Raw genomic sequence first — 25,977 nt, 5'->3', positions numbered from 1 at the left:
CTCCTTCGCTTGGCTATGGTATAGTTTGCGCCGTTTTTTTCCCGCAGGAACCACGCTATGGTCCAGTTTCCTCAGGCATTTCTCGATTTGATCGAGCAACAGATGCCCACCCATCTTACCCTTGATGACTTTATTCGGTACAGCGAGCAACCGCTGCGTCGCTCAATTCGAGTTAACACCCTTAAAATTAGCGTGGCTGAATTTCACCAACGCATGACCGAGAAAGGCTGGAAGCTAACGCCGGTACCATGGTGCCAAGAAGGGTTTTGGCTGGATGGCGAGCAGGATGAAAAGGCCTTAGGCAACATCCCGGAACATCTTGCGGGTTTGTTTTATATCCAAGAAGCGTCGTCGATGATGCCTCCGTTTGCGCTGTTTCAGATGGCCAACCAACCGGAGCAAGTGCTGGATGTGGCTTCGGCACCGGGGTCAAAGACCTCTCAGATCGCCGCACTGATGGAAAACAAAGGCCTATTGGTGGCCAATGAATACTCGGCTTCACGGGTAAAGGTATTACACGCCAACTTGCAACGCCTTGGGGTTCGCAATGTGGCGTTAACCCATTTTGATGGTCATGTATTTGGCCCAACCCTACCGGAGCAGTTTGATGCCATCTTGCTGGATGCTCCCTGCGGTGGCGAAGGCACGGTGCGAAAAGATCCGGACGCGATGCGAAACTGGAGCCTCGCTTCAATTGACGAGATCGCCACGGTACAAAAGGGATTGATGGAATCGGCTTTTGCCGCGCTAAAGCCCGGCGGCGTAATGGTCTATTCCACCTGCACCCTCAACCGCCAAGAAAACCACGATGTCTGTCATTACTTGCAACAACAATACCCTGAGCAAGTCGAATTCTTATCGCTGGCGCAGCTGTTCCCCGGTGCTGCTGACTCTTGCAGCCCCGAAGGTTTTTTGCATATTTGGCCGCAGATCTATGATTCAGAAGGCTTCTTTGTTGCTGCGATCCGTAAAACCGGCAGCATCGACAGCACCTACATCAAACCACGCTTGGGTAACTTCCCCTTCAAACCCGCGAAGCCTGAAGTGGCCACCGAGATCAGCACCTACCTTGAACAGCAGCTGGGGCTTAGCCTTGGCGATGACGGTGTGGTAATGGCGCGGGATGCCGAGCTCTGGTATTTCCCTAAACCGTTAATGCACTATCTGGACAAAATTCGTTTGCAGCGCTTAGGTATTAAGCTGGCCGATGTGCACAAAAAAGGCTTTCGTACCACCCACCAAGCGGCCATCAGCCTGCCTGTAGATCCGGCCCGTATGGTGGCGCTGGATCTACAGCAAGCGGAACAATACTTAATGGGCCGCGATGTCGCTATGGGGGAAAATGGCGGTAAAGGTGAAGTAATTGTCTGTTTGGATGGCACACCACTGGGACTGGCGAAATGGATCAACAGCCGTTTGAAGAATGGCCTGCCACGAGAATTAGTGCGAGATAAGATCAGCCACTACTGATACTGAGAATAATCAGCCAGTTTTAATTTAGGGTTAAGCTGCGGCTTAACCCTTTGAGGTTGTGTCGATTGCATTTTAACTGCCGCACCCAGCTTCGAATCGATTGATTTTCACTCGCACAGTGAACGACATTACCCTCTTGGGCGGTCTTGTTATAGGTATTCATTTTCGATGCTGTAACGAGGATCCGCACATGAAACTGATCATCACCGCTCTGCCCCTGCTCTTTGCGTCGTTAGCCTTTGCTGAACAACTGCAGATCGCCCCCAATGTTCGGGTACTTAGCCACAACGGCATGGATGTACCGGCGTATCAACAAAGCTTGGATCTGCAAGCCGGTCCTCAGGTGCTGTTTATTCGCTACGAAGAGTTGTTTGATTATTCATCGGAAGATCATGAACTGATCCGCTCTGGCGTGCAGATCATCAAGTTTGATGCCGTTAAACAGCAAAGTTATCGTCTCTTTGCAGCCGGCTCCCAACGCTTTGACATTGTTGATGCCCAGCACTTTGCTGATGCACCAACCTTCATCTTAACCGATCAAAGTCAGCAAGAGATACAGCATGGCTACTGGTCAAAAGAGCAGCTGTTAACGGAGATACTATCCAATTACCGCTAGTTACAACCAATGTTCTGCGGGCTGCAAAATCTGCTGCAATAAAAATAGGGGGCGTTGGCCCCCTATTTTGGTAAAAGCAAACTAAGCTTATTTGCTATCACCTTGTGTGAGAAAACTTCATCTCAAAGTTCCCCTAAGCCTGCGACAACCGGAATAGTTGCGGGCTTTTTTTTGCCTTGCAAACTGCCATTAGCGGGCGAGCGGAAACAAACGATGGTAGTTATCGCTGGTGATCTGGCACAGCTCTTGGTAGCGGATCTGCTTTAAATCGGCGACAAATTGCGCCACTTCACGCACGTAAGCTGGCTGATTGGTTTTACCGCGGTACGGCACCGGAGCCAAGTATGGCGAGTCTGTTTCAACCAGCAACCGATCCAGCGGCATGTTTCTCACCACATCGCGGATCTGCTCGGCATTGCGAAAAGTAACGATCCCTGAAATAGAGATGTACATCCCCAGTTCAATTGCCGCTTTTGCCATTGGCCAATCTTCGGTAAAGCAATGCAATACCCCATTAACGGGGCCATGTTCGCGCAAAATATCCAGAGTATCTTGCTTGGCTTCACGAGTGTGGATGATCACCGGCTTATTCAGCGCTTGAGCAATCTCGATATGATCGATAAAGGCTTGTCGTTGCTGCTCTACGTTGTCTTTGTCGTAGTAATAATCCAAGCCTGTTTCACCAATCGCCACCACCTGTGGATCGGCCGCATGCTCGGCTAGCCACGCCTTATCGTAACCGTCTTTCACATCCAGCGGGTGCACACCACACGAGATCGCCACGTTGCTATAAGGAGCCGCAACGGCCTTCATTCGCTCGTAACCCCGTTGGCTGACCGACACACACAACATTTTTGCAACGCCAGCGGCTTGTGCCGCAGCCAATACGGGTGCCAAAGAGGCGGGATCGTCGTTTTCTATTAGACGATCAAGATGGCAGTGAGAATCGATTAACACAGACAGTTCCAACAATAACTAAAGTGGGGCACAGGGTAATGGCATTCGTTGTGGGGATCTAGTTACAGCGGCACATTCGAGCGGTGTTACATGGTTGAGGTCAGTTGTTCTGAGCCGGCTTCGCCCACCAACTCTTTCTCAATTCGAGCCTTATGGGGGTTGTTTTCGATTTGGAAACCAAGCCCCACACCCGGCGGGCGGCCACCTTGTGATCCCAGCGGATTACACCACACCACTAAACCATCAAAGGTATGCCACTCGTTATCCCCTGGTAGGCGATAGCGAGCGGTAATGATTTCACCCAATTGGTACTCTTTGCTGGTCACAAAGAACAAACCACCATGGCGAATAAACGGCATATAAGCACGGTACAGCTGGGTGGTGGTTTCAAACTGGGCCTCAAGCGCGACCATAAACATCCTTGTTATATCGATTAACCCGCATGTTGGCGGATCTCGGTGATCAATTGTTGCAGTACTGCCGTTAGGTTAATGCCTGTTTGTCGTTGTAACCAAGCGATTTTTTCACTAACCAATTGCACTGAATGATAGTTACTGGCTAACCATTGCGGTCGGCTTCGACCAATAAACAGCAACTCAAAGTACAAGACTTTCAAGACCATGGGTGCCTGCTCTGCAGATACCGCTGCTAATTGTGGCTCAAGTAAACCACTTTTCAAGCTGGCTCGCCAGCTCTTACGCCATTGAGTCACTTGGTTAACATCTTCTTTTTTAAGCCATTTTTCTAGCTCAAACGGCCCACCTAAAAGCGCCTGCCAATAGGGCCAACTGCCTAATGTCTGGGCTTGCGGCCCTAAGTAATCGGCGGTTTGCTGCCAACTGGGCATCGGCACCAACAACTTTTGGCAGCGGCTGGTAATGGTGGGCAGCAACTTTTCAGGGGCACTGCACAACAGCAGCAGGTAAACCCCAGGCATCGGCTCTTCTAAGGTTTTGAGCAACGCATTGGCTGCAGCCCCGTTAAGCCGTTCAACCTGATGTAAGGTGATCACGCGAGCACCACCTTGGTGCGCGGTGCTTTCCAGTTGTGTGATCAGGCCACGGATCGCTTCCACTTTGATCTGGGTGCCATCGGGGTGAATGTCGATCCGATCTGGATGATTACCACTTTTTAGCAGCTGGCAACTTTTGCACATCCCACAATGACTTTGGCTATCGCAAAGTAGCTGCGCCAAAATTTTCTCGGCCAGCAGCTGCTTCCCTGTGCCCTCCGGCCCCTGCAGTAACAGCGCATGCCCCAAGCGACCCGATTGCTGCCGCTGTTGCCATTGCTGCCACGGTTGGCTTAACCAAGGGGCACGGCTAATCAAAGTTGTTGCTCCAGTACCTTAACGATATCGGCCTGCACCTGATCCATTGGCGCCGAGGCATCAATGGTAAAGATCCGCGCATCCGTTGCCGCCTCGGCTTGGTAACAGTGTCGAGCTCGCTCGAAGAAACTCAGCTGTTCTTGCTCAATTCGATCTAACTCGCCACGCGCCCGCGCACGGGCTAAGCCGATGGCCGGATCAATGTCTAAGTATAAAGTTAAATCCGGTTTGAACTGCCCAAGGGTGAGCTCTGACAGCGCCGCCACTTGCGGCAGCAGTTCACGACCACCACCTTGGTACGCAATGGAGCTTAAATTATGGCGATCGCCCAACACCACTGCACCGCGTGTCAGCGCTGGTTTAATCACGGTCTCAACCAGTTGCGCACGGCAAGCGTACACCATCAGCAATTCGGTAATGGGTGCCATTGCTTCTGGTCGAGGTCGCTTCCAGATCTCGCGGATCTCTTCAGCCAACGGCGTACCGCCCGGTTCGCGCGTATTCACGATTTCGCGCCCAGGAAAACGTTGCGCCAAGAAGCGATTCACCAGTGCCACGGCACTGCTTTTACCTGCGCCTTCTAGCCCTTCAATTACGATGTATGTGCCGTTCATTGTTTCTGTTTTCTCAAATAAGCTCGTACCGCACGATTGTGAGCTTTCAAGTTGGTGTTGAAAGCGTGGCCGCCATTGCCGTCAGCAACAAAATACAGATAGTTGCTGCTGGCTGGATCCGCTGCGGCTTGCAGCGATGCCAAGGATGGATTGGCGATCGGCGTTGGCGTTAAGCCATCAATGCGATACGTGTTGTATGGGGTTTTCGTTTTTAAATGCTTGCGGGTAATGTCGCCTTGATAGGCATCGCCCAAGCCGTAGATCACGGTGGGATCGGTCTGCAAGCGCATGCCGCGCTTCAGCCGATTAACAAACACCGAAGCCACGAGTTTTCGTTCAGCCGCGACCGCGGTTTCTTTTTCGATGATCGAGGCCAAGGTAAGCAGTTCATAAGGGGTCGCCAGCGGCAATGGGCTTTGTCGCTGTTCCCACACCTTCGTTAACGCCTGCTCCATGCGCTTGTGAGCGCGTGTCAGCAATTCAACATCGCTGCTGCCCGCAGTAAACGAGTAAGTATCTGGATAAAACCAGCCTTCTGGGTTTTGATCATCCAGTGCCAACTTATCCGCCAACTGAGCCGAAGTGGCTACCGTTTGGCGCAAACGAGGGTGTTGGCTAATTTGCGTTAGCCACTGTTCGATGGTGCCGCCTTCCACCAAGGTGATGGAAAACTGCGCTTCGATGCCACTGCCCAATAAGGTAAACGCTTGTTCCGGCGTCATGCCCGGCTCCAGCCGGTAGGTGCCCACTTTAAGCGCGGACAGTTCTGGCCGAGCCTTTAAGGCCAAACGCAACCAGAGATCGGTTTCCAGCCAGCCTTGTTGCTGCCACTGTTGCATTAGTTTACGCACACTCTGCCCTGGCTTAATCACCACTTCGGTGGTGCTGGTTAAGCCTAAGGGCGAGACCAACGCCTGTTTGCTTTGCTGGTAAACAAACACCGTACCGGCTGCGGTGATGGTAAACACCAGCCCCAAACCTACCGCTAATCGTGTTAACAGTCGCTTCATAATTGTTCCTGCAGCGAATGCGCCAAATCCATTGAATCCATTGGTTTACCGTCAATCTGTTTAATCGGCACTGCGCCCATCAAACAGTTGCTGATAACGCCTTGCTGCGCCTGAGCTAACTCGGCAAGATGCAACGGTCGCACTTGCACTGGGTAGCCCAGCTGCACCACGGCAGTAATGAGTTGCTGCCGCATTACCCCAGCAATGCCGCTGTAACTGAGCTGCGGGGTAACAACCACGCCATCAATCAGCACAAACAGGTTTCCGGCGCTCGCTTCAATCACATTAGCAAAGGGATCCAGCAACAGCAGATCGTCGCAATCGGTGTTGCTCAACGATTGTTTGATCAGCACTTGTTCGGCTCTGCCAAGGGTTTTGATCCCCACCAGCGGTCCGCCAAACGGCAAGGTCACATCAGCAACCATGACCTCAATTCCCTGCTGTTGCCACACGGAATAATGTGCTGGCAGCGGGCTGAGTTGAATGATGCAGTTGGGGGTTACCTGCCATTGGCCTTGATAGCCGCGACCAGACGCACCACGGGTAAAGCTGATCCGCACACAGCCCCTTTGGGCTTGCTGAGCGATATCCGCTAATTGCGATTCAAGGGCTGGCCAATCGGGATCAAGAAAGCCTAAGGCAAGATTGGCCTGTTGCAGGCGCTGACGATGCAACGGCCACAAATGCAGGTGGCCGTTGTTAACAAGGATGGTGGTGAAGTGACCGTCGCCTAGGGTCAGGCCTCGGTCCGCCAGCGATATGTCTGTCGCTGGCGTGCCATTAAGCCAAAACGTCATCAGTCGTCCTGGCTGATCCGGCTTGCTACCGCGCCAGTCTGACCACGGTACTTGGCATCAGAGCGAGCATTGTACGGGCGAGCGCAATCGCGGCTTAACTGTTCAAAGTTTAACGCGCCAATGGCCATCCGTGGGCTTAACGCCAACGGTAATTTACCGCTGTTGAAAAACTCCAACACGATGTTACCAGACCAGCCGGGATCGATCCGGTGCGCGGTGACGTGCACCATCAGCCCTAAACGGGCTAAGGATGAACGGCCATCCAACCAACCAACAATGTTGGCCGGCAAGGTAACCGCTTCATGAGTGATCCCCAGCGCCAATTCCCCCGGATGGAGAAAAAACTGCTGCTCATCACCAATCACCAACTCGTCGCTCATTACCTGATTCAATTGCGCTTGCACGGTTTCCCGGGGGCCGGAAAGATCGATGTGCGACGCGGTGTGATCTTTAAACACACGAAATTTATTGCCCAAGGAAACGTCTAAGCTCACGCCGCTGATTTTGTCATCAGCGGGGCGCGGCTCAACCACTATTTTCCCGAGGTCTAGGTGTTCAATGATCTCTGAATCGGTTAGGCGCATCCGTATGTCCTTGTTATTTTTGTTTTAGTCAGCATTTACAAGCTGACGGATTTTGGCCTTGAGGATATCAATAGCGATGCGGTTTTTACCACCACGAGGCACAATAATGTCTGCATGTTGTTTGGATGGATCAATAAACTGCAGGAACATTGGTCGTACTGTGCTTTGGTATTGGCCGATCACCGATTCCATCGAACGCCCGCGCTCTTCAACATCGCGGGTCAGGCGACGGATAAAACAGATATCCAATGGCGTATCCATAAACACCGAAGCATGCATCTGCTCACGCAGCGCTTGGTTGGTCAGCAGCAAGATCCCTTCTAGGATGATCACCTTCTTCGGAGTAACCGAATGGGTTTCTTGCATGCGCGTGTGCTCAACGTAGCTATACGTTGGCACTTCAACTGATTTGCCCGCCTTTAACATCTGCAGATGATGTACCAACAAATCGTGGTCTAAGGCGTTTGGGTGGTCGTAGTTTGTCTTAACCCGCTCTTCCATGGTCAGGTGAGATTGATCTTTGTAGTAGGCGTCCTCGTTGATCACTTCAATTTGATCAGTGCCCAGATCACGCGTCAGTTCTTCGTAAATAGTACGAGCAATCAAGCTCTTACCTGATGCAGATGCACCCGCGATACCGATGATGACGCATTGCTGTTCGGAAGTCATAGTGTTGCTATCTCACACAGAAGTTAAGGTAAAGGGGCCAAAAGGCCCCTTCTATTCATTATTCGTTAGTGATCTCAATGCTCAAGCCCTGAGGCTGAGAGCGATGGATCAGGGCTGCCGCCACGTTACGGGCGATGGTGCGATACTCTGCAGAGATCTCACCGTCAGGCTCAGCGACAACCGTTGGCTTTCCGCTATCTAAATGCTCTCTAACTGACACATTTAGCGGCAATTCGCCCAAAAGCGGCACATTGTACCTATTTGCGGTTTCGAGTCCACCGCCCTGACCGAACGGATGTTCTTTACTGCCACAATTTTGACACAGGTGGTAACTCATGTTTTCCACAATGCCCAGCACCGGCACATGCACCTTGTTAAACATGGTGATCCCTTTGCGGGCATCCAAGGTGGCGATCTCCTGTGGGGTAGTCACAATCACCGCTCCGGAGACAGGGAATTTTTGCGACAGGGTTAATTGAATGTCGCCGGTACCCGGTGGCATATCAATCACCAAGTAATCCAATTCTGGCCAGTTGGTTTCGTTCATCAACTGCTCCATCGCCCCAGCGGCCATTGGCCCACGCCACGCCGAAGCGTTGTCGTCGGTCACCAAAAAGCCCATCGACATCACCGCCATGTTATGAACATAGGCCGGTTGCATGGTCTTGCCATCATTACTGCTTGGGGAAAAATCAGTGCAGCCCAACATGGTTGGAATGGAGGGGCCATAAATGTCCGCATCCAGCATGCCCACGCGGGCGCCTTCGGCAGCCAATGCTAGGGCAAGGTTCACTGCGGTTGTGGATTTACCCACCCCACCTTTACCGGAACCCACCGCAATCACATTGCGGATCTTCGGGTGCGGCGCGGCACTGCCGCCGTGCACTGCGGCCACATTCAACCCGATTTCGCACTCGACTTGATCGATGCCATCCAGCTCAGCCAAGTGGTTGGTCAGCGCCATCACCAAATCATGGTATTGCGACTGACAGGGGTATGGCATCAACAACCCCACTTGCAGGCAGCGGTCGTCAATGGCCAGCGCGCGCAAGATATCTAAGTCGATCAAGTTTTGATTTAATAGCGGTTCATTGAAGCTTTTTAGGCGGTCTAAAACCAGTTGAGATAGAGACTCAGGGAGGGTGTTGTGCAGGACAAAATCGGTCACAAGCCAGTTCCTATGTTTAGCAATAGCTGCAAGTGTACCAAAAGGTGAAGACAAAGCGCGCATTAGCGCCGCTTGCGGGTGAAAAAAGTGAAGTCTTAAGTTAGACTTGCGGCTTTGATCCGTACCAAAACAGAAACGAGAGACGATGTCAGTCGAGAAGAGAAAAATTCTGGTGACCAGCGCGTTACCGTACGCCAATGGCTCCATCCACCTTGGCCACATGCTGGAGCATATTCAAACCGACATCTGGGCTCGCTTCCAGAAACTGCGCGGCCATCAATGTATTGCGGTTTGTGCCGATGATACCCACGGCACACCTATCATGCTTAAAGCGCAGAAGATGGGGATCACGCCAGAACAGATGATCGCAGAGGTTTCCAAAGAGCATCAAGCCGACTTTGCTGACTTTCTGGTTAACTACGACAACTACCACTCTACCCACTCGGACGAAAACCGTAAGTGGTCGAGCGAAATCTACAATCGCTTGAACGACAGTGGCTTCATCAAAACTCGCGTGATTGAACAGTTGTTTGATCCTGAGAAGCAGATGTTCCTGCCAGATCGCTTTGTCACCGGTACCTGCCCTAAGTGTAAGGCCGAAGAACAGAACGGCGACAACTGTGAAGTGTGTGGGGCAACCTACTCTCCTGTTGAATTGATCGCGCCTAAGTCAGTTGTTTCTGGTGCCACCCCAGTAATGAAAGACTCCGAGCATTACTTCTTCGATTTGCCCCAGTTTAAAGACGTATTGCAGCAGTGGACCACCTCCGGTGCCCTGCAGTCTGAAATGGCCAACAAATTGAACGAATGGTTCGAGCAAGGTCTGCAGCAGTGGGATATCTCTCGCGATGCCCCTTACTTCGGCTTTGAGATCCCAGGCACCGATGGCAAGAAGTTCTTCTACGTCTGGTTGGACGCGCCAATTGGTTACATGGGCTCGTTCGATAACCTGTGTCAGCGCCGCGATGATCTGAACTTCGATGAGTTCTGGAGCAAAGATTCCACCACCGAGCTGTACCACTTCATCGGTAAGGACATCATCTACTTCCACAGCTTGTTCTGGCCAGCGATGCTGCACGGCGCCGATCTGCGTAAGCCAACCAACGTCTTCGCCCACGGTTACGTTACCGTTAACGGCGCGAAGATGTCGAAGTCTCGCGGCACCTTTATCAAGGCCCGCACTTACTTGGATCACCTGCACCCAGAATACCTGCGTTACTACTACGCGGCGAAACTGAACGATCGCATCGATGATATCGACTTGAACCTCGAAGACTTCGCCCAGCGCGTGAACTCCGACATGGTTGGTAAGCTGGTTAACATCGCTTCCCGCACCGCAGGCTTTATCGCCAAGCGCTTCGACAGCAAGTTAGCCGATAACGTTGAAAACCCAGCGTTGCTGGCGGAGTTCCAACAGGCGCAGCCAACCATTGCGGCACTGTTTGAAGGCCGTGAGTACGGTAAAGCAATCCGCGAAGTGATGGCCTTGGCAGACAAGGCCAACGCCTACATTGCAGACATGGCCCCATGGGCGATGGCTAAGCAAGAAGGCATGGAGCAAAAGACCCACGAAGTTTGCTCTATGGGCATTCACTTGTTCCGCATCCTAATGACTTACCTGAAGCCTGTGTTGCCACAAATGGCTGAGAACGTAGAAGCGTTCTTAAACAGTGAGCTGACCTGGGATGGGATTAATGACACCCTGACTGGCCACCAGATCAACAAGTTCAAAGCGTTGATCCAACGTATTGAACCGGCCAAAATCGATGCCATCATCGAAGCAACCAAGGCGGATCTGGCGCAGGAACAAGCGGCAGCACCGGCAGAAGAAACCACCGCTTCGGGTAATGACGAGCTGGAAAAAGATCCGATTGCCGACACCATCGACTTCGACACTTTTGCCAAAACCGATCTGCGCGTTGCCCGCATCGCCAAAGCAGAGCACGTTGAAGGCGCTAAGAAGCTGATTAAGATGACCTTGGACATTGGCGGCGAAACTCGCCAAGTGTTTTCTGGGATCAAATCGGCTTACAAGCCAGAAGATCTGGAAGGTCGGTTAACCATCTTGGTGGCCAACCTTGCCCCACGTAAAATGAAGTTTGGCCTGTCGGAAGGCATGGTCTTGGCAGCAGGCCCAGGTGGGGAAGATATCTACCTGTTCAGCCCAGATGCCGGTGCCGTACCTGGTCAGCGCATCATGTAAATTAGGCCCTAGTGCTTAAACCAAAAAACCGAAGCCTTGGGCTTCGGTTTTTTTATGTCTGGCTGGTTCGGCAGTTCACGAACCGACGGCGGTGGCACACTCGCGTTCAACGCTTCACCGGCGTCGGTTGGCTCCAGCATAGATCGTTTCCGCCGTCTGGTAACCCCGAATTCGCTCATTTGCTGCGGCTTGAATTGGCCGACTCACCTACCCTTCATCAACCGCTGTTAGGAAACCATATTCGCCTAATGGGCAGGTTAACTGGAGTCATCATGTCGCCGCTGCTGCATCTGTGTTTATTGGGGCTACTGAGCATTCTGTGCCAGTGGTTAGCGTTTCGTCTGCGACTACCGGCCATTTTGCCGCTGCTGCTGACCGGCTTAATGCTTGGGCCGGCTCTGGGGCTGTTGCAACCGGATCAACTGCTTGGCCCCTTGCTGTTCCCAATAGTCTCGATGGCGGTGGCTGTGATCCTATTTGAGGGAAGCCTCAGTTTGCGCTTTGATCAACTGCGCGGCCAAAATAAAATGGTGCGTAATTTGGTGCTGCCAGGCATGGTTGTGACCTTCGCCATCGCCACCGTTGCGGCGCATTATATTTTGGCCTTGCCACTGCCGGTTGCCGCTTTACTTGGCTCCTTAGTGGTGGTTACTGGGCCAACGGTCATTACCCCGCTGCTGCGTAGCATCCGTGTTAATCCCAAAATCGCCACCATTCTGCAATGGGAAGGGATCTTAATTGATCCCATCGGTGCCTTGCTCGCGGTCTTGGTGTATGAGTTTCTCAGTGCCAGCCAAGGCGCTGCCGCCCTGCCCCATGCGCTGTCCATCTTTGGCTTTACCATCGCGACCGGCCTGGTGATTGGTGCACTTGGCGGCTATCTGTTGGCTTATGCTCTGCGCCACCGTTGGCTGCCCCATTACCTTGAAACCATCGCCGTATTAACCTTGATGCTGGCGGCTTTTGGGATCAGCAATGAATTAATGCACGAATCTGGGCTGCTTACGGTAACCGTTATGGGGATCTGGCTGGCCAACAGCGACGACCTTGATTTAGAGCGAATCATCGAATTTAAAGAAACCTTATCGGTGTTACTGATCTCAGCGTTATTCATTTTATTAGCAGCTCGGCTTGAACCAAGCGTGATTGCGCTGATTGATCTGCAAGCATTGGCTTGGTTGGCAGTATTGATTCTGATCGCGAGGCCCATCGCGGTGTGGTTGTGCGGCCTTGGCAACCAACTCCATTGGCGTGAATTGCTGTTGCTGGGCTGGATCGCCCCACGAGGGATTGTCGCCGCCGCGATCTCGGCACTGTTTGCCTTAAAGCTGCAGCAACTGGGCATTGCTGGGGCAGACAAACTGGTGGCCTTGGTGTTTTTAGTGATTGTGACCACGGTGGTGCTGCAAAGCGTGTTAACCCCAACCGTGGTGAAGTGGCTTGGCCAGCAAGCGCCGCCCTGCAATGGCGTGTTGATCTTTGGTTGCAATCCGCTGGCGCAAGCCATCGCCGCAGCCTTAACCGAGCACAAGATCCCCGCACTGCTATGCGACACCAACTGGGATAATTTAAGCCACGCCCGCATGCAGGGCTTGCAGGTTTATTATGGCAATCCGATGTCCGAGCACGCTCAAAGCCAATTGGATCTGTCGTTAATCAAGCGATTGATGGTGCTGTCACCCTATCGCCAGCAAAACACGGAGATCGCTTATCACTATCAAGATCTCTTGGGTAAACCGAACATTTATCGACTGGCCGAGCCCAATACGATCCAAAGCCCAAGGAAACAGCAGCGCCACCACCACCAATCACTATTTAATGGCCAAACGTTGTTGGAGTTAGAACGCAGGCTCATGCAGGGGTGGGCCATCAGCAGCACCACTTTGTCGCCCGAATTTGTGTGGCAGCAATATCAGATGCAAAACCCCTATGCGGTACCGCTGCTGGCTCTGCCCCCCAAGGGGCGGGTAAAGATCTTTAGCCAAAGCAGTGACTGGTTACCACAGCCAGAGTGGGAAGTGATGGCGTTGCTGCCGCCGAATGAAAAAAACGGCCATGGGGCCGTTTAATTACATCGATGCCACCTTAGCAGCCGCTGAAGCCGTAGCGGTCTATCAACATCATCGGCGCGTTGCTGTCTGCGTCTGTGCGGTACTGCAATTCAATTCCTAAGCCACTAGCAAGTAACTTACTGGTGTGTGGCAACATGCATAACGATTGCTGCATGGCAGCGCTCATCACTTCACCATACTCTCCGCCACTTTGCTGATTGGCATAACGGTACATCTGCACGAATCGAGCGCTACGCTGGCTGCGCTCGACCTGTTGCAATAACTCGTGCTGCTGCACTTGCTGTGCAAGCACAAAATGCAGATCCGCCGTTTCAGCGCCCAGTTCAAAGTAAAAGCGACTGTGCGCCGGCCCCACCGCCCATTGCTGCTGTTGCAGTTGCTGGTTTAACAATACCACTAATTGCGGCAACGCATCAGCACCATCATTGGCGTTCGCCGTTGGGCTGGCACCAACCAACATCACTGACGCAGCGACGGCTGGCAGCAATGACATAAACATTCCTTTGTCGTGTCTGCGCATTAACTACACCGGATTAGGAGTATCAACGAAGTGAACATCCAGAAAAAACTTACTGGCTAAATGATCACCCAAGGCCTGAATGCCACCACGCTCGGTGGCGTGGTGGCCAGCGGCAAAGTAATCGATCCCCTGTTCTACCGCACTGTGGTAAGTGCGTTCGGACACCTCACCCGAGATAAAGGCATCAAGGCCAAAACTGGCGACCTCATCAAGGTAATCCTGAGCCCCGCCACTGCACCATGCTAAGGTCTTAATCGGCCGATTATGGCCGGCGATGTGCAACGGCTGGCGCCCCAGTTTATGGCCCAGATACTCAGCTAATTCGGCCCCGCTCATGGCCGTTTCAAACTCACCGCGCAGCACAAGATCGGTGTCGTTACCTTCGTGCAGCGGTCGAACATTGCTGATCCGCAGTAAACGCGCCAGCTGAGCGTTGTTGCCCAGCTCAGGGTGAACATCCAAAGGCAGGTGGTAACCGATCAGGTTGATGTCGTTACACAGTAACGCCTTCAAACGGCGCTGCTTCATGCCGGTGATCACCGCCGGTTCACTTTTCCAAAAGTAACCGTGGTGTACCAGCACGCAATCGGCCCCTAGCTCAACCGCTTTATCCAGCACCCGCTGATCTGCGGTTACCGCTGTCACAATGGTGTGGATCTCATCCCGACCTTCAACTTGCAGGCCGTTAGGGGCGTAATCCTTTAGCTGCCATGGTTTTAACAAGCCATCCAAATAGCTGAGCAGTTCCTGTCTTTGCATATTCTACTTATTTTAATTCGTTGCCACTGGTGTTGCCTTGGAAGTATTGCTCCAAGTTATCCAATGTGGTGGAGGCGATCTGCTCAAGGGCTTCTTTGGTGAAGTAACCTTGGTGACCAGTTACCAAAACGTTAGGGTAACTCAGCAACAGGGCGAATACATCATCGTTAGGCACTCGGCCAGACAGATCGCGGAAGAACAAATCGCCTTCCAGCTCGTACACATCCAGACCCAGGTAACCCACCTTGCCCGACTTCATCCCATCCAGCGCGTCTTGGGCATTCACCAAACCACCGCGGGAAGTGTTGATCAGCATAACGTTGTCTTTCATCTTAGCGATGCTGTCTTTATCGATGATGTGGTAGGTGTCATCGGTCAGTGGGCAGTGCAGGCTGATCACATCACTGCGTGCGTAGATGGTGTCTAAATCGGTGTATTCACCCAGTGCTGCAGCGTGTTCATTCGGGTATGGGTCATAGCACAGCAGCTCACAGCCCAGCCCTTTCAATGCCCGCATGGTGGCAACACCAATTTTACCGGTGCCGATGATCCCAATGGTGGCCTTGGCAAAGTTAAAGCCCAATAAACCGTCCAGATCAAAGTTGTGCTCTTTTACCCGCACGTTCGCTCGGGTAATTTTACGGTTAAGCGCAAACATCATCGCCAACGCGTGTTCGGCAACGGATTCTGGCGAGTAGCTTGGAACGTTGCAAACCCGCACCCCAAATTCATTGGCGGCCTGCATATCAACATTGTTAAAACCGGCACAACGCAGTGCGATCATTTTTACACCGTGCTTAGCCAGCTGTTCAATCACATCACGATCAACAATGTCATTTACGAAACAGGATACGGCGTCAAACCCTTCAGACAGTTTCACGGTACGCTGACGTAAGCGAGTTTCGAAGTAGGTCAGCTCAATGCGGCTGTCTTGATTCGCCTCTTCTAAAAAGCGTTGGTCGTATGGTTTTGTTGAAAATACGGCCACTTTTTTGATTTGCATACGCTTTTCTCCTTTTGTTGATGCTTGCTGTGGTGGCGATAAGCGCCAGTTGCCACTTCAATCTTAAATCTAAGGCAGCGATTTCGCCTCAAAACCGTGATCAATGTAAAGCTTGCCACCCTAAGGATTTGATCCGCCGCACTGATAAACCCAGTGTGCTGCTTTTGTCGCCGCTGAAAGTTGAACCCTGAAGCGCGAGCAGGTAATATTGCCCGCTGAATTTTAAGCTAAACAGACCGATCCCATGTCAAAACTGAATAAGGAAGAGGTGATCGCGCAGTTCACTGCCGCGTACCTTGCCAAACATGGTAAAGAGCCTACCATCGAACAAAAAGGCAGCTGGTTTAAAGTAGACGATGGCAAATCCGTTCGCCTCGCTGGCTTGGCCGAGATGGCCGCTGAACTTGCTGGTGCAGCACCAACCGCTGCCGCAGAAAAAGTAGCAGTAAAAAAAGAAGCCAAAGCAAAACCTGCTGCTAAAAAAGCAACCGTGAAAGCCTCAGGCAACGGTGGCTTAACGCCAAAGCAGTTATGGGCACAAAAGATCGGCAACGGCGGCAAACTGCCACGCGGTCTATAACGTCCAAAATCGCCGACCGCAATGGTCGGCTTTTTTATGCCCTTTAAACATCCTCTCACTCGTGACTTAGCCTGGATCCTCAGCGCTCCCCCGCTTTATCAGCAAGGGTCCTTTATTGACGGCCAATTTCTGACGGAGTTCGCTCGACCGCTCTGGCCTCAACTGGCCCAATTTGAACAGCAACTGACGCCGCCCTTTGTTCGCCAACACCGTCGCCTAGGCAGCTATTACGAGCAGCTGTGGTACACCTTGCTGCACTGGCATCCGGATTATCAGCTTCTGGCCCGCGATCACACCATCTGGCAAGATCAGCGCACCAAAGGCGCCTTAGATTTAGTACTGCGACATCTGCCCAGCGGCAACATTGAGCACTGGGAGCTGGCGATTAAGTTCTACTTAGGTGATGACGATGGCCGTGAGCCCAGCAATTGGCTAGGCCCTGGCAGAAAGGATTGCTTAGCCAACAAATTAGAGCACATGCTGACGAAGCAGTTACCGCTCAGTGCCACCACCGCCGCCAAGCAACAGTTGCAACAACAGGGATGGCGAGTCAGCAAACAGCGGATCCTATTGCAGGGTCGGTTGTACTTGCCCACCGCAGAGTTTGAGCTTCCGCCCCACCTTGCCACGGCGGCGCCATTAGGGCGTTGGTATGGTCAATCGTCGCTGCCACCGCGGCCATGGCGATTGCTGGCTAAAGGGGATTGGCTAGCAGGGCGAGATTGGCGCCTGTTGCCCAAATGGGGCTTTCCTAAGGCGCTTCCGTGGCCACGACACCTGTACGATCCAAGCCGTAACGAACACGCGTTTGTGGTGGAAGATCAATGGCAACATTTGCCTAGGATCTGAATTTCAGGCAATAAAAAAGGGAAGCTCAATGAGCTTCCCTCTTTCATTTGGATAACTAAGTTATCACCCCAAGGGGCAATACTTACTTAGCCAGAGCTTCTTTCGCTTTTTCAACCAAAGCAGTAAATACTACTTTGTCGAATACAGCGATGTCAGCCAGGATCTTACGATCGATTTCAACAGACGCCTTTTTCAGACCGTTGATAAAGCGGCTGTAAGACATGCCGTTCTGACGAGCAGCAGCGTTGATACGGGCGATCCACAGCTGACGGAACGTGCGCTTTTTAACGCGACGGTCACGGTAAGCGTATTGACCAGCCTTGGTAACGGCTTGGAATGCTACACGATAGATACGGCTACGGGCACCGTAGTAACCTTTAGCCTGCTTTAGTACTTTCTTGTGACGAGCGCGAGCTGTCACACCACGTTTTACACGAGCCATTCTTTAACTCCTAGACCAGTCAATTATGCGTACGGCAGCATGCGCTGCACGGAAGCCACGTCGGTTTTAGCAACCATTGCGCCAGCACGCAGATGGCGCTTACGCTTAGTGGATTTCTTGGTCAGGATGTGGCGCAGGTGTGATTGCTTGCGCTTAAAACCACCAGAAGCGGTTTTTTTAAAGCGCTTTGCAGCACCTTTATTGGATTTCATCTTCGGCATTGAAGAAACTCCGCATTGTTAAGTTAATGAACTGTAAGGCGAATAAAAACAGCCGAGACCTAAGCCCCGGCTGGCTTTACTACTTGTAGGCTCTTACTGTTTCTTTTTAGGTGCGATAACCATAATGGCTTGGCGACCTTCCATTTTCGGGAAAGCTTCAACTTGAGCAATCTCTGCTACATCGTCTTTAATACGATTTAACAGGTCAAAACCCAATTGTTGGTGCGCCATTTCGCGACCACGGAAACGAAGTGTACATTTCACTTTGTCCCCTTCTTCCAAGAAGCGAGTCAGGTTGCGTAGTTTTACCTGATAATCGCCTACATCAGTCCCAGGACGGAATTTAACTTCCTTAACCTGAATCTGTTTGGTTTTCTTGCGCTGTTCGTTAGCAGCTTTACTCTTTTCGTACAAGAATTTACCGTAATCCATGATGCGGCATACTGGTGGCTCAGCATTCGGGCTGATCTCAACTAAGTCGAGGTCTGCGCCTGCGGCCATTTTTAAAGCAACATCCAAAGTTTGGATGCCAGCTTGCTCGCCTTCCGCATTAATCAGACGTACTTCGCGTGCGCGAATTTCGCCGTTGATACGGTTACGGTCCTTACTTAAAGGAGCTTGTTTCTTTCCGCCTTTAATCGCTTATTCCTCCAGCATATTAAGACTACGGGTATTAACCTCTTGGGAAACCGCCTCGGCAAACTGCGCGATGGTCATCTTTCCTAGGTCAACACCATTTCTTGTACGAATTGCGACTTCACCATTTTCCATCTCTTGGTCTCCACAGACCACGAGATATGGGACTCGCTTCAAAGTGTGTTCGCGGATTTTAAAGCCAATCTTCTCGTTTCTCAAGTCGGCTTTGGCACGAATGTTCTGTTTGTTCAGTAATTCTACGACTTCACGCACATAATCGGCCTGATTATCAGTGATGTTCATTACTTGAACTTGAGTCGGGCACAGCCAAGTCGGTAACTTGCCAGCAAACTCCTCAATCAAAATACCAATGAAGCGTTCCAGCGAACCCAAAATCGCACGGTGGATCATCACCGGGATCTTACGGCTGTTGTCTTCGGCAACGTAAGTTGCGCCCAGACGTTCTGGTAGTGCGAAATCGAGCTGCACGGTACCACACTGCCATGCACGGTCAAGACAATCATGCAGAGTGAATTCAATCTTAGGGCCGTAGAAGGCACCCTCGCCAGGCAGCAGCTCGTACTGAATATCGTTTGACTCCAGTGCGTCAATCAAGCCTTGTTCGGCACGATCCCACATTTCGTCAGAACCAACACGCTGTTCAGGGCGAGTCGACAGTTTCACTGCGATTTCATTGAAGCCGAAGGTGCTGTAAGTATCAAACACCATCTTGATGCAGTCGGTCACTTCTGCCTGTACCTGTTCTTCGGTACAGAAAATGTGGGCGTCGTCTTGGGTGAAACCACGAACGCGCATCAAACCATGCAGTGCGCCTGACGGTTCGTTGCGGTGACAGCAACCAAATTCTGCCATGCGCAGCGGCAGATCACGGTAAGACTTCAACCCTTGGTTAAAGATCTGTACGTGGCCTGGGCAGTTCATCGGCTTAATCGCGTACTCACGCTTTTCAGACGTGGTAGTAAACATGTTGTCGGCGTATTTGTCCCAGTGACCTGAGCGCTCCCACAACGCGCGATCCATCATCAATGGACCCTTTACTTCGTCGTACTGGTACTGGCCCAGCTTTTGACGCACGAACTTTTCCAGCTCTAGGTAGATGTTCCAGCCGTCGTTATGCCAGAACACCATGCCTGGGGCTTCTTCTTGCCAATGGAACAGATCCTGCGCTTTACCGATTTTACGGTGATCACGCTTGGCAGCCTCAGCCAGACGATTCAAATAAGCTTTCAGTTGCTTTTTGTCGCCCCATGCGGTGCCGTAGATGCGTTGCAGCATCTTGTTGTCGGAGTTACCACGCCAGTAAGCACCGGCTACGCTCATCAGCTTGAAATGCTGACAGTGGCGCATGTTCGGTACGTGAGGACCACGACACATGTCGAAGTACTCTTCGTGGTGGTACAGACCCGGACGGTCGTCTTTACTGACGTTCTCATCCAAGATCTCCATTTTGTAGGTTTCGCCACGGGCTTCAAAGGCGTCCCGAGCTTCCTGCCAGCTTACGGTTTTCTTGATCACGTCGTAGTTGGTTTTGGCCAACTCCTTCATGCGTTTTTCAAGCGCTTCCAGATCTTCATCGGTTAAACGATGTTCCAGATCGATGTCGTAGTAGAAACCGTTGTCGATGGTAGGACCAATCGCCATTTTCGCTTCCGGCCACAGCTGCTTAACGGCATGGCCGATAAGGTGGGCACAAGAGTGGCGGATGATCTCTAAACCGTCGTCATCACGCGTGGTGATGATCTCCAGCGATACGTCTTTTTCAATCAGTTCGCAGGCGTCAACGCGCTGACCATCAATGCGACCGGCCAAGCAGGCTTTGCCGAGGCTGGTGGCGATGTCTTTGGCGACATCCATTACGGTTAAGGCGTTGTCGTATTGACGCTGACTACCGTCAGGAAGGGTAATAATCGGCATGATTAACTCCATCAGTGGTGACCCATACCAAGGGCCACATGAGTGATAAAAGGGGATGTTTGACTGTCTTATTCGCCGGGTTCTGGGCCTTACCAAAGCCAGCTAACCACCGCGAATCGTCAAAGTTTACTGATGAAAAACAGAATCAACAAGCACAGCACCTACTATTGTCTAGTTCGCCCGCCCATTTTGCTAAATTTTAAGACAAATGTTGTGCAAATCGGGTTTGTTTTAACACCGATTATGATAAAACCAAGACAGCTAAGCACGCACGGAGGTTTCTGCTATGTGGAACGCAATCGGGTTGCAAGTATCTGATGCACTTGGACGTGAGTTTCAAATCAACGACAAGCTCAGTATCAGTGGCGGCGATATTCATCACGCGTATAAGATCGCCGATCATCACTGTTCTTTATTCGTGAAATACAACGACAAGCACAAGGCAGAGATGTTCACCTCTGAAGCTCGTGCATTAACGCTGTTACGGCGCGAGCCGGGGTTAGTCATTCCAGAAGTGATCACCACTGGTACCACCGCCCATCATGCTTTTATCGCGCTGGAGTATTTAGAGCTGGGCAATGGCAGCAACGCTCAGTGGTACCAGTTTGGGCAAGATCTCGCGCGCTTACACCGCAACCACTGTCAGTCCCAATACGGTTTTGACGAAGACAACTTCATCGGCACCACAGTGCAGCCAAACCGCTGGCAAAGTAACTGGGCCGAATTCTTTGCGGAACAACGCATCGGCTGGCAATTAAAATTGGCGCAGGAACATGGCCATAATCTGGGCAACTGCGAACATTGGGTTGAAGCGTGCGCAGAAAAACTGCGTGGCCACAAACCACAAGCATCGTTACTGCATGGGGATCTCTGGCGTGGCAACATGGCCTTTGTCGATGGAACTGGGGTGCTGTTTGATCCCGCTAGCTACTATGGGGATCGCGAAACCGATTTGGCCATGACCGAGCTGTTCAGCCCCCTGCCCGCCGATTTCTATCATGGCTATCAAGCTGAATGGCCGTTACCCAATGGCTATCAGCAGCGCAAACCGATCTACCAGCTCTATCATCTGCTAAACCATTTGAACCTCTTCGGTGGCAGCTACTTGCAGCAGTGCCAAGCGCTATTACAGGAACAGTTTTGTGAGCCACAACGATAACCCCAAGGTGGTTTTGATCACCGGCAGCGCCAAACGGGTTGGCGCTGCCACGATTCGCGCGTTTCATCGGCGTGGTTACCACACCATCATTCACTGCCGCCACGCCTTGGAGGACGCCAACGATCTTGCCGAGCAACTTAATCGCCGCCGCGCTCACAGTTCGGTGGTGATCCAGCAAGATCTGAATGCCGAGCATGGGGCTACCCTGTTGGCACGGCAGGCGTTATCACAGTTTGGCCGCATCGATGTGTTGGTAAATAACGCGTCCAGCTTTTATCCCACCCCCATTGGGGAAATTAGCGAACACCATTGGCACGACTTGGTTGGCAGCAACATGAAGGCACCGCTGCTGTTAAGCCAAGCCTTGCAACCCACCTTAAGTCAGCACCGCGGTGCCATTATTAATTTAATTGATGTGCACGCCAGCACCCCGCTGAAACAGCACACGCTATACTGCATGGCCAAGGCCGCGTTAATGATGATGACAAAATCGTTAGCGCTGGAACTGGCACCAACAGTGCGAGTGAATGGGGTCGCCCCCGGTGCGATTTTATGGCCGGATCAGCCCCCCAGTACCAGCACACAGCAACAGGTACTAGCACAGGTGCCACTGGGGCAGCTTGGTGATGTGGATGATATCGCCAAGACCATCGTATTTCTGGCCGATGATGCGCCCTATATAACCGGCCAGATCCTCGCCGTTGATGGAGGCCGCTCCCTCGGCGCATTAACCGGAGCCTAACCGATGAAACTTGGCAGCCAGGTTCACGACATCAGTTGCCCCCACTGTGGTGCCCAAACTCGGGTTGCCTTTGATACCAGTGGCGGAGAATTGCAGTTTATTGACGATTGCACCGTTTGTTGTAATGCCATCAACTTGCGGGTGCAAATTGATGATCAGCACCAACTAATGCGGTTATTTGTTGATGCCGATGATGAGCAATACTACTAAAGCTCCTAACTTGTGGATTTAACCCAATTGCTTCGCTGCCAACACCCGCTCAACCGTATCCACAATCGTTTGGGTTTGGCTGTCAATTTCGATGTTGAGTTGATCGCCAAGTTGGCGTTCCGACAGGTTAGTTAAGCGCAGCGTTTCGGGGATCAAGTGCAGTTCAAAACCATCACTGAAGGTGTCGCCAACGGTGAGGCTACAACCATCAATACCAACAAAGCCTTTATGCAAAATGTACTTCATCCACTGTGGCGGCAGTTGCAGTCGCATGCGGCAGTTGGTGGCGGTTTGCTCCAATTCGGTTAGGGTGGCCATGGTGTGCACATGGCCTGAAACAAGGTGGCCGCCAATCTCTTTACCAAACACCAACGAACGCTCAATGTTAACCGGATCCCCAACCTGCAAATTGATCAGGTTGGTCTTGTTCAACGTTTCTTCCATCACGTCGAAAAACACCTTATTATCGCGCAACTCCGTCACCGTTAAGCACACGCCGTTATTGGCGACGCTGGCACCTATCTCTAGGTTTTCACATAACCCCTTTGGTAACGACACCACCAAGGTTCGCAACTGTGGTTTTTCAATGATCTCCACGACCGGAGCGCAGGTTTGCACGATGCCTGTAAACATAAATTATCTCGAACTACTTAACGACAATTAGAATGGCTGTACAAAATGCATAACTCTGGCTATCAAGTCAAAAAACTGGTGCAACTGGCGCTGCCCGTTTTAGCGGCGCAGATCGCGCAAACCATGATGGGTTTTATCGATACTGTAATGGCTGGGCAGATCAGCGCGGCTGATATGGCGGCGGTTGCTGTTGGCACCAGCATCTGGTTACCCACCATCTTATTGTTTGCTGGGATCTTGATGGCAACCCCTGCCCTAATTGCCCAATATCACGGCGCGCAACAACAGCAAAAGCTGCGGCCATTGGTGCATCAGATGCTGTACCTTGCCACTGTGTGTTCGGTGGCCGCCATGTTGATTTTAACCAACGCCACTTGGGTACTGAATCAAATGGATTTAGAGCCTAAATTGCAAAGCCTGACCACCGGCTACATCGACGCCATCTTATGGGGCGCGCCCGCATTTTTGCTGTTTATGGTGGTACGCAGTTTCACCGAAGGATTGTCGTGGACCAAACCATCCATGGTTATCGGCTTCATTGGGTTGCTGATCAATATTCCCGCCAACTACGTCTTTATTAATGGTCACCTTGGCGCCCCAGCCATGGGCGGTGCCGGTTGTGGCGTTGCCACCGCCATTGTGTTTTGGGCAATGGCACTGATGATGTGTGCCTACGTGCTGTGGGGCAAACGCTTTGGCCATTACCAGCTGCACAAACAATTTGGCAAGATCGACTGGCAGCAACAAAAAATGCTGTGGAAACTGGGACTGCCCGTGGCCTTGGCGATTTTCTTTGAAGTGACTCTGTTTGCCTTTGTGGCCGTGATGATCGCCCCGCTTGGCGCCATTGAAGTGGCAGGACACCAAGTGGCCGCCAACTTTTCCAGTCTGATCTTTATCATTCCGCTGTCAATCGGGATTGCCGTGACCATCCGCATCGGCTATTACTTAGGCCAAGGAAAGCCGCACATCGCGGCGATGGTCGCCAAGATTGGCATGATAATGGGCATCGTGGTTGCGGCCATTACCGCAGCAATCACCGTGATTGGCGCCACGCGGATCGCCGATCTATACAGTAACGATCAGATGGTACTCACGCTGGCCGTTGAATTGATGCTGCTGTGCGCCATTTACCAGATCTCCGATTCCATCCAAGTGGTCGCCAGCGCCTGTTTACGCGGTTATAAAGACACCATTCCGCTATTATGGATCTCATTCGCCGCCTACTGGATTGTCGGCATGAGCATCGGTTATCTGTTTGGTTTAACCGATTTAGTGGTACCAGCGATGGGTGCCCACGGTTTTTGGATTGGCTTTATCGCAGGATTAAGCAGTGCCGCGGTGATGCTGTTTGCACGCTTGAAGGTGGTACAACGTCGGCATGTGGTGGCTTAGGCAACTTACCCTCTTACTGTTGATAACTGCGCTGGCCGGCTGCCAGCGCAGTGTGATTGATTACGATGACTACCTTGCGCGGCTAGAACGGGTGCTGGATCGCCAACGCACAGCGGTCACCTTACCCCTACCGGCACAACCCCAACGCCACCGACTGGCGCCACAGGAACAACAACGCTACGGACTACTGGACAGCTACGCCTTAAAACCCTGCGGGGTTATGGCGCTTATCGGTGAGCATAATGCCCAGCTTGGCAAAGTTGCTCCCCCGTCACAGCAGCTAATCTACCACCATCAATTGGCTTATCAGCTGCATAAATGCGATCCCAGCCAATTAAGCGACAGCGGCGTAGCACTGCGCCAACAAGTGTTAACCAACAAACAGCAGCGTTTGCCCAGCTACAGCGCCCGCTTACTGTTGCTCTCTGATGAGATCTGGCACAACCTCGATGCCAGTGCCCCCGCCAACATCACTCACAACCCGGAATTGCTGCAGGCGGTGATCGGCCTAGTCACCCTAAAACAGGTGTTGGCCGACAGCCAACGCACCATTGCCCAACCCAGTGCCCAACTGGAACAACAACTGGCGGTATTACACCAGCAGCGACAACCGCGGCAGATGCACCGCGCCATGATTGAATCGATACAAGGCTTAACCCAAGCCACCGAGTTACTGCAACAAGCGGATCCCAACAGCTGCAGCCCCAAGCAATTCGATATTTTGTTCAACATCTTGCACCGGATCTACGGCAAACGGATCCAGCCACAACTGGCGCAACTGCAACGCTTGGATCGCACCATCACCCCCTCGCTGCAACAACTGTTATCGCCCTGGCCGGATCTGCCCTATTTTCACTTTTACCTAAGCGAAGAACCCCAAAGTTTGCGCGGCCAATACCAGCAAGCAATCAGTGCCCACACCACCGCATGGCAGCAGCTGCTGCAGCAATGTGATGCCTCGGTAAATGGAAAAAGCTTCGCAATGTCACGCAGTTGAGCAAAGTAACAGCAGTTGAGCGCCGCAGCGGCAAATTGCCCTTGCCACTCACTTAGCCGCCGTTCTAATATAGCCACCGCTGCTTAGCAGCAACGTGCGTCCTTAGCTCAGTTGGTAGAGCGCCGTCATGACATGGCGGATGTCACTGGTTCAAGCCCAGTAGGACGCACCAATTATCTTCAATCAATGTGCCTTTGGCCTGTTGATGCAATAAATAACGCGTCCTTAGCTCAGTTGGTAGAGCGCCGTCATGACATGGCGGATGTCACTGGTTCAAGCCCAGTAGGACGCACCAAACACAAAAAAGCCCGCTCATTTGAGCGGGCTTTTTTTGGCTGTGTATTAGTTAACTGTTGGCGTTGCTGCGCGGTAGCTATTGTCGCCTGCGGCGAGCTTCGATGGC

Annotated in this window: 28 protein-coding genes and 2 tRNA genes; 13 read left to right on the top strand and 17 right to left on the bottom strand. The window is 52.1% G+C overall.

Features of this window, described 5'->3' with window-relative positions; translation table 11 throughout:
• Window positions 1-57 precede the first annotated feature (57 nt).
• Both rsmF and Q0796_RS02680 read left to right on the top strand, forming a co-directional pair.
• Entirely contained in the window at window positions 58-1,470 is a 1,413-nt protein-coding gene (gene rsmF, locus Q0796_RS02685) for a 16S rRNA (cytosine(1407)-C(5))-methyltransferase RsmF (protein WP_298440032.1), read from the top strand.
• Window positions 1,471-1,663: 193 nt separating this feature from the next.
• Window positions 1,664-2,089 (top strand): DUF2057 family protein, encoded by a 426-nt coding sequence (locus Q0796_RS02680; RefSeq protein ID WP_298440030.1) that lies wholly within the window; start codon window positions 1,664-1,666, stop codon window positions 2,087-2,089.
• 189 nt (window positions 2,090-2,278) lie between these two features.
• Here the strand turns inward: Q0796_RS02680 and Q0796_RS02675 are convergent, their stop codons facing one another.
• From Q0796_RS02675 to apbC, 9 genes are all read right to left on the bottom strand, one after another.
• A complete protein-coding gene (locus tag Q0796_RS02675) occupies window positions 2,279-3,046 on the bottom strand; it encodes a YchF/TatD family DNA exonuclease (RefSeq protein WP_298440028.1) in 768 nt (255 codons plus the stop codon).
• A gap of 86 nt (window positions 3,047-3,132) precedes the next feature.
• On the bottom strand, window positions 3,133-3,459 hold the full coding sequence (locus Q0796_RS02670) for a PilZ domain-containing protein (RefSeq protein WP_298440026.1): 327 nt from the start codon (window positions 3,457-3,459) through the stop codon (window positions 3,133-3,135).
• Between the two features lie 20 nt (window positions 3,460-3,479).
• Window positions 3,480-4,376 carry a DNA polymerase III subunit delta' gene (holB, locus tag Q0796_RS02665; RefSeq protein WP_298440024.1) on the bottom strand — a complete coding sequence of 299 codons (897 nt, stop codon included), beginning with the start codon at window positions 4,374-4,376 and terminating at the stop codon, window positions 3,480-3,482.
• Window positions 4,373-4,990 carry a dTMP kinase gene (gene tmk / locus Q0796_RS02660; RefSeq protein WP_298440022.1) on the bottom strand — a complete coding sequence of 206 codons (618 nt, stop codon included), beginning with the start codon at window positions 4,988-4,990 and terminating at the stop codon, window positions 4,373-4,375. The genes holB and tmk overlap by 4 nt, the downstream gene beginning before the upstream one ends.
• Complete coding sequence (gene mltG, locus Q0796_RS02655) at window positions 4,987-6,000, bottom strand: endolytic transglycosylase MltG (RefSeq protein ID WP_298440020.1); 1,014 nt, start codon at window positions 5,998-6,000, stop codon at window positions 4,987-4,989. The genes tmk and mltG overlap by 4 nt, the downstream gene beginning before the upstream one ends.
• Window positions 5,997-6,797 carry an aminodeoxychorismate lyase gene (gene pabC / locus Q0796_RS02650; RefSeq protein ID WP_298440018.1) on the bottom strand — a complete coding sequence of 267 codons (801 nt, stop codon included), beginning with the start codon at window positions 6,795-6,797 and terminating at the stop codon, window positions 5,997-5,999. The genes mltG and pabC overlap by 4 nt, the downstream gene beginning before the upstream one ends.
• A complete protein-coding gene (gene dcd / locus Q0796_RS02645; RefSeq protein ID WP_298440016.1) occupies window positions 6,797-7,381 on the bottom strand; it encodes a dCTP deaminase in 585 nt (194 codons plus the stop codon). The genes pabC and dcd overlap by 1 nt, the downstream gene beginning before the upstream one ends.
• A gap of 24 nt (window positions 7,382-7,405) precedes the next feature.
• Complete coding sequence (gene udk / locus Q0796_RS02640) at window positions 7,406-8,050, bottom strand: uridine kinase (protein WP_298440014.1); 645 nt, start codon at window positions 8,048-8,050, stop codon at window positions 7,406-7,408.
• Window positions 8,051-8,108: 58 nt separating this feature from the next.
• On the bottom strand, window positions 8,109-9,218 hold the full coding sequence (gene apbC / locus Q0796_RS02635; protein ID WP_298440012.1) for an iron-sulfur cluster carrier protein ApbC: 1,110 nt from the start codon (window positions 9,216-9,218) through the stop codon (window positions 8,109-8,111).
• Between the two features lie 145 nt (window positions 9,219-9,363).
• Here apbC and metG point away from each other — a divergent pair, with 145 nt between their 5' ends.
• Entirely contained in the window at window positions 9,364-11,421 is a 2,058-nt protein-coding gene (gene metG / locus Q0796_RS02630) for a methionine--tRNA ligase (RefSeq protein ID WP_298440010.1), read from the top strand.
• A 272-nt stretch (window positions 11,422-11,693) separates the two neighbouring features.
• Window positions 11,694-13,490 carry a sodium:proton antiporter gene (locus tag Q0796_RS02625; RefSeq protein WP_298440008.1) on the top strand — a complete coding sequence of 599 codons (1,797 nt, stop codon included), beginning with the start codon at window positions 11,694-11,696 and terminating at the stop codon, window positions 13,488-13,490.
• Window positions 13,491-13,506: 16 nt separating this feature from the next.
• Here Q0796_RS02625 and Q0796_RS02620 read toward each other — a convergent pair whose 3' ends face one another.
• Genes Q0796_RS02620 through Q0796_RS02610 form a run of 3 tightly spaced genes read right to left on the bottom strand, consistent with a single transcriptional unit; the run spans window position 13,507 to window position 15,775 of the window.
• Entirely contained in the window at window positions 13,507-13,986 is a 480-nt protein-coding gene (locus Q0796_RS02620; protein ID WP_298440006.1) for a hypothetical protein, read from the bottom strand.
• Window positions 13,987-14,016: 30 nt separating this feature from the next.
• Entirely contained in the window at window positions 14,017-14,772 is a 756-nt protein-coding gene (locus Q0796_RS02615; protein ID WP_298440004.1) for a Nif3-like dinuclear metal center hexameric protein, read from the bottom strand.
• Window positions 14,773-14,779: 7 nt separating this feature from the next.
• On the bottom strand, window positions 14,780-15,775 hold the full coding sequence (locus Q0796_RS02610; RefSeq protein WP_298440002.1) for a 2-hydroxyacid dehydrogenase: 996 nt from the start codon (window positions 15,773-15,775) through the stop codon (window positions 14,780-14,782).
• Between the two features lie 244 nt (window positions 15,776-16,019).
• Here Q0796_RS02610 and Q0796_RS02605 point away from each other — a divergent pair, with 244 nt between their 5' ends.
• A complete protein-coding gene (locus Q0796_RS02605) occupies window positions 16,020-16,355 on the top strand; it encodes a hypothetical protein (RefSeq protein WP_298440000.1) in 336 nt (111 codons plus the stop codon).
• A gap of 36 nt (window positions 16,356-16,391) precedes the next feature.
• Window positions 16,392-17,204, top strand: a complete 813-nt coding sequence (locus Q0796_RS02600) for a DUF1853 family protein (RefSeq protein ID WP_298439998.1) — start codon at window positions 16,392-16,394, stop codon at window positions 17,202-17,204.
• Window positions 17,205-17,286: 82 nt separating this feature from the next.
• Here Q0796_RS02600 and rplT read toward each other — a convergent pair whose 3' ends face one another.
• The 4 genes from rplT to thrS all read right to left on the bottom strand — a co-directional run bounded on the left by rplT (window position 17,287) and on the right by thrS (window position 20,438).
• Window positions 17,287-17,646, bottom strand: coding sequence for a 50S ribosomal protein L20 (gene rplT / locus Q0796_RS02595; protein WP_168659782.1), 360 nt, complete (start codon window positions 17,644-17,646; stop codon window positions 17,287-17,289).
• 23 nt (window positions 17,647-17,669) lie between these two features.
• The gene (gene rpmI, locus Q0796_RS02590) at window positions 17,670-17,867 is read right to left on the bottom strand and encodes a 50S ribosomal protein L35 (RefSeq protein WP_168659781.1); all 198 of its coding nucleotides are present in this window, start codon (window positions 17,865-17,867) and stop codon (window positions 17,670-17,672) included.
• A gap of 93 nt (window positions 17,868-17,960) precedes the next feature.
• Window positions 17,961-18,506 (bottom strand): translation initiation factor IF-3, encoded by a 546-nt coding sequence (gene infC / locus Q0796_RS02585; RefSeq protein ID WP_298440375.1) that lies wholly within the window; start codon window positions 18,504-18,506, stop codon window positions 17,961-17,963.
• 3 nt (window positions 18,507-18,509) lie between these two features.
• Window positions 18,510-20,438 (bottom strand): threonine--tRNA ligase, encoded by a 1,929-nt coding sequence (gene thrS, locus Q0796_RS02580; RefSeq protein WP_298439990.1) that lies wholly within the window; start codon window positions 20,436-20,438, stop codon window positions 18,510-18,512.
• Between the two features lie 286 nt (window positions 20,439-20,724).
• On the opposite strand from thrS, the gene Q0796_RS02575 reads away from it, so the two are divergent.
• From Q0796_RS02575 to Q0796_RS02565, 3 genes are read left to right on the top strand one after another with little or no spacing between them, the layout of a single operon-like run.
• On the top strand, window positions 20,725-21,597 hold the full coding sequence (locus tag Q0796_RS02575; protein ID WP_298439988.1) for a fructosamine kinase family protein: 873 nt from the start codon (window positions 20,725-20,727) through the stop codon (window positions 21,595-21,597).
• Window positions 21,581-22,339 carry a pteridine reductase gene (locus tag Q0796_RS02570; protein ID WP_298439986.1) on the top strand — a complete coding sequence of 253 codons (759 nt, stop codon included), beginning with the start codon at window positions 21,581-21,583 and terminating at the stop codon, window positions 22,337-22,339. Before Q0796_RS02575 ends, Q0796_RS02570 begins: the two co-directional genes overlap by 17 nt.
• A gap of 3 nt (window positions 22,340-22,342) precedes the next feature.
• Window positions 22,343-22,549 carry a CPXCG motif-containing cysteine-rich protein gene (locus Q0796_RS02565; RefSeq protein ID WP_298439984.1) on the top strand — a complete coding sequence of 69 codons (207 nt, stop codon included), beginning with the start codon at window positions 22,343-22,345 and terminating at the stop codon, window positions 22,547-22,549.
• An 18-nt stretch (window positions 22,550-22,567) separates the two neighbouring features.
• Here Q0796_RS02565 and Q0796_RS02560 read toward each other — a convergent pair whose 3' ends face one another.
• Window positions 22,568-23,182: a riboflavin synthase subunit alpha gene (locus Q0796_RS02560; RefSeq protein WP_298439982.1), complete on the bottom strand. Its 615-nt coding sequence runs from the start codon at window positions 23,180-23,182 to the stop codon at window positions 22,568-22,570.
• Window positions 23,183-23,227: 45 nt separating this feature from the next.
• Between Q0796_RS02560 and Q0796_RS02555 the strand changes: the two genes are divergently transcribed.
• The 4 genes from Q0796_RS02555 to Q0796_RS02540 all read left to right on the top strand — a co-directional run bounded on the left by Q0796_RS02555 (window position 23,228) and on the right by Q0796_RS02540 (window position 25,869).
• Window positions 23,228-24,577 carry an MATE family efflux transporter gene (locus Q0796_RS02555; RefSeq protein ID WP_298439980.1) on the top strand — a complete coding sequence of 450 codons (1,350 nt, stop codon included), beginning with the start codon at window positions 23,228-23,230 and terminating at the stop codon, window positions 24,575-24,577.
• A 52-nt stretch (window positions 24,578-24,629) separates the two neighbouring features.
• Window positions 24,630-25,574 carry a DUF3080 family protein gene (locus tag Q0796_RS02550; RefSeq protein ID WP_298439978.1) on the top strand — a complete coding sequence of 315 codons (945 nt, stop codon included), beginning with the start codon at window positions 24,630-24,632 and terminating at the stop codon, window positions 25,572-25,574.
• Window positions 25,575-25,670: 96 nt separating this feature from the next.
• Window positions 25,671-25,746 (top strand) — tRNA-Val (locus tag Q0796_RS02545).
• A gap of 47 nt (window positions 25,747-25,793) precedes the next feature.
• Window positions 25,794-25,869 (top strand) — tRNA-Val (locus Q0796_RS02540).
• Window positions 25,870-25,977: the final 108 nt, after the last annotated feature.

It is taken from the genome of uncultured Ferrimonas sp. (assembly GCF_947489035.1).
In the GTDB taxonomy this organism is placed as follows: domain Bacteria; phylum Pseudomonadota; class Gammaproteobacteria; order Enterobacterales; family Shewanellaceae; genus Ferrimonas.
The sequence above is the reverse complement of the archived record's forward strand: the minus strand, read 5'-3'. Positions and strand labels throughout refer to the sequence as shown.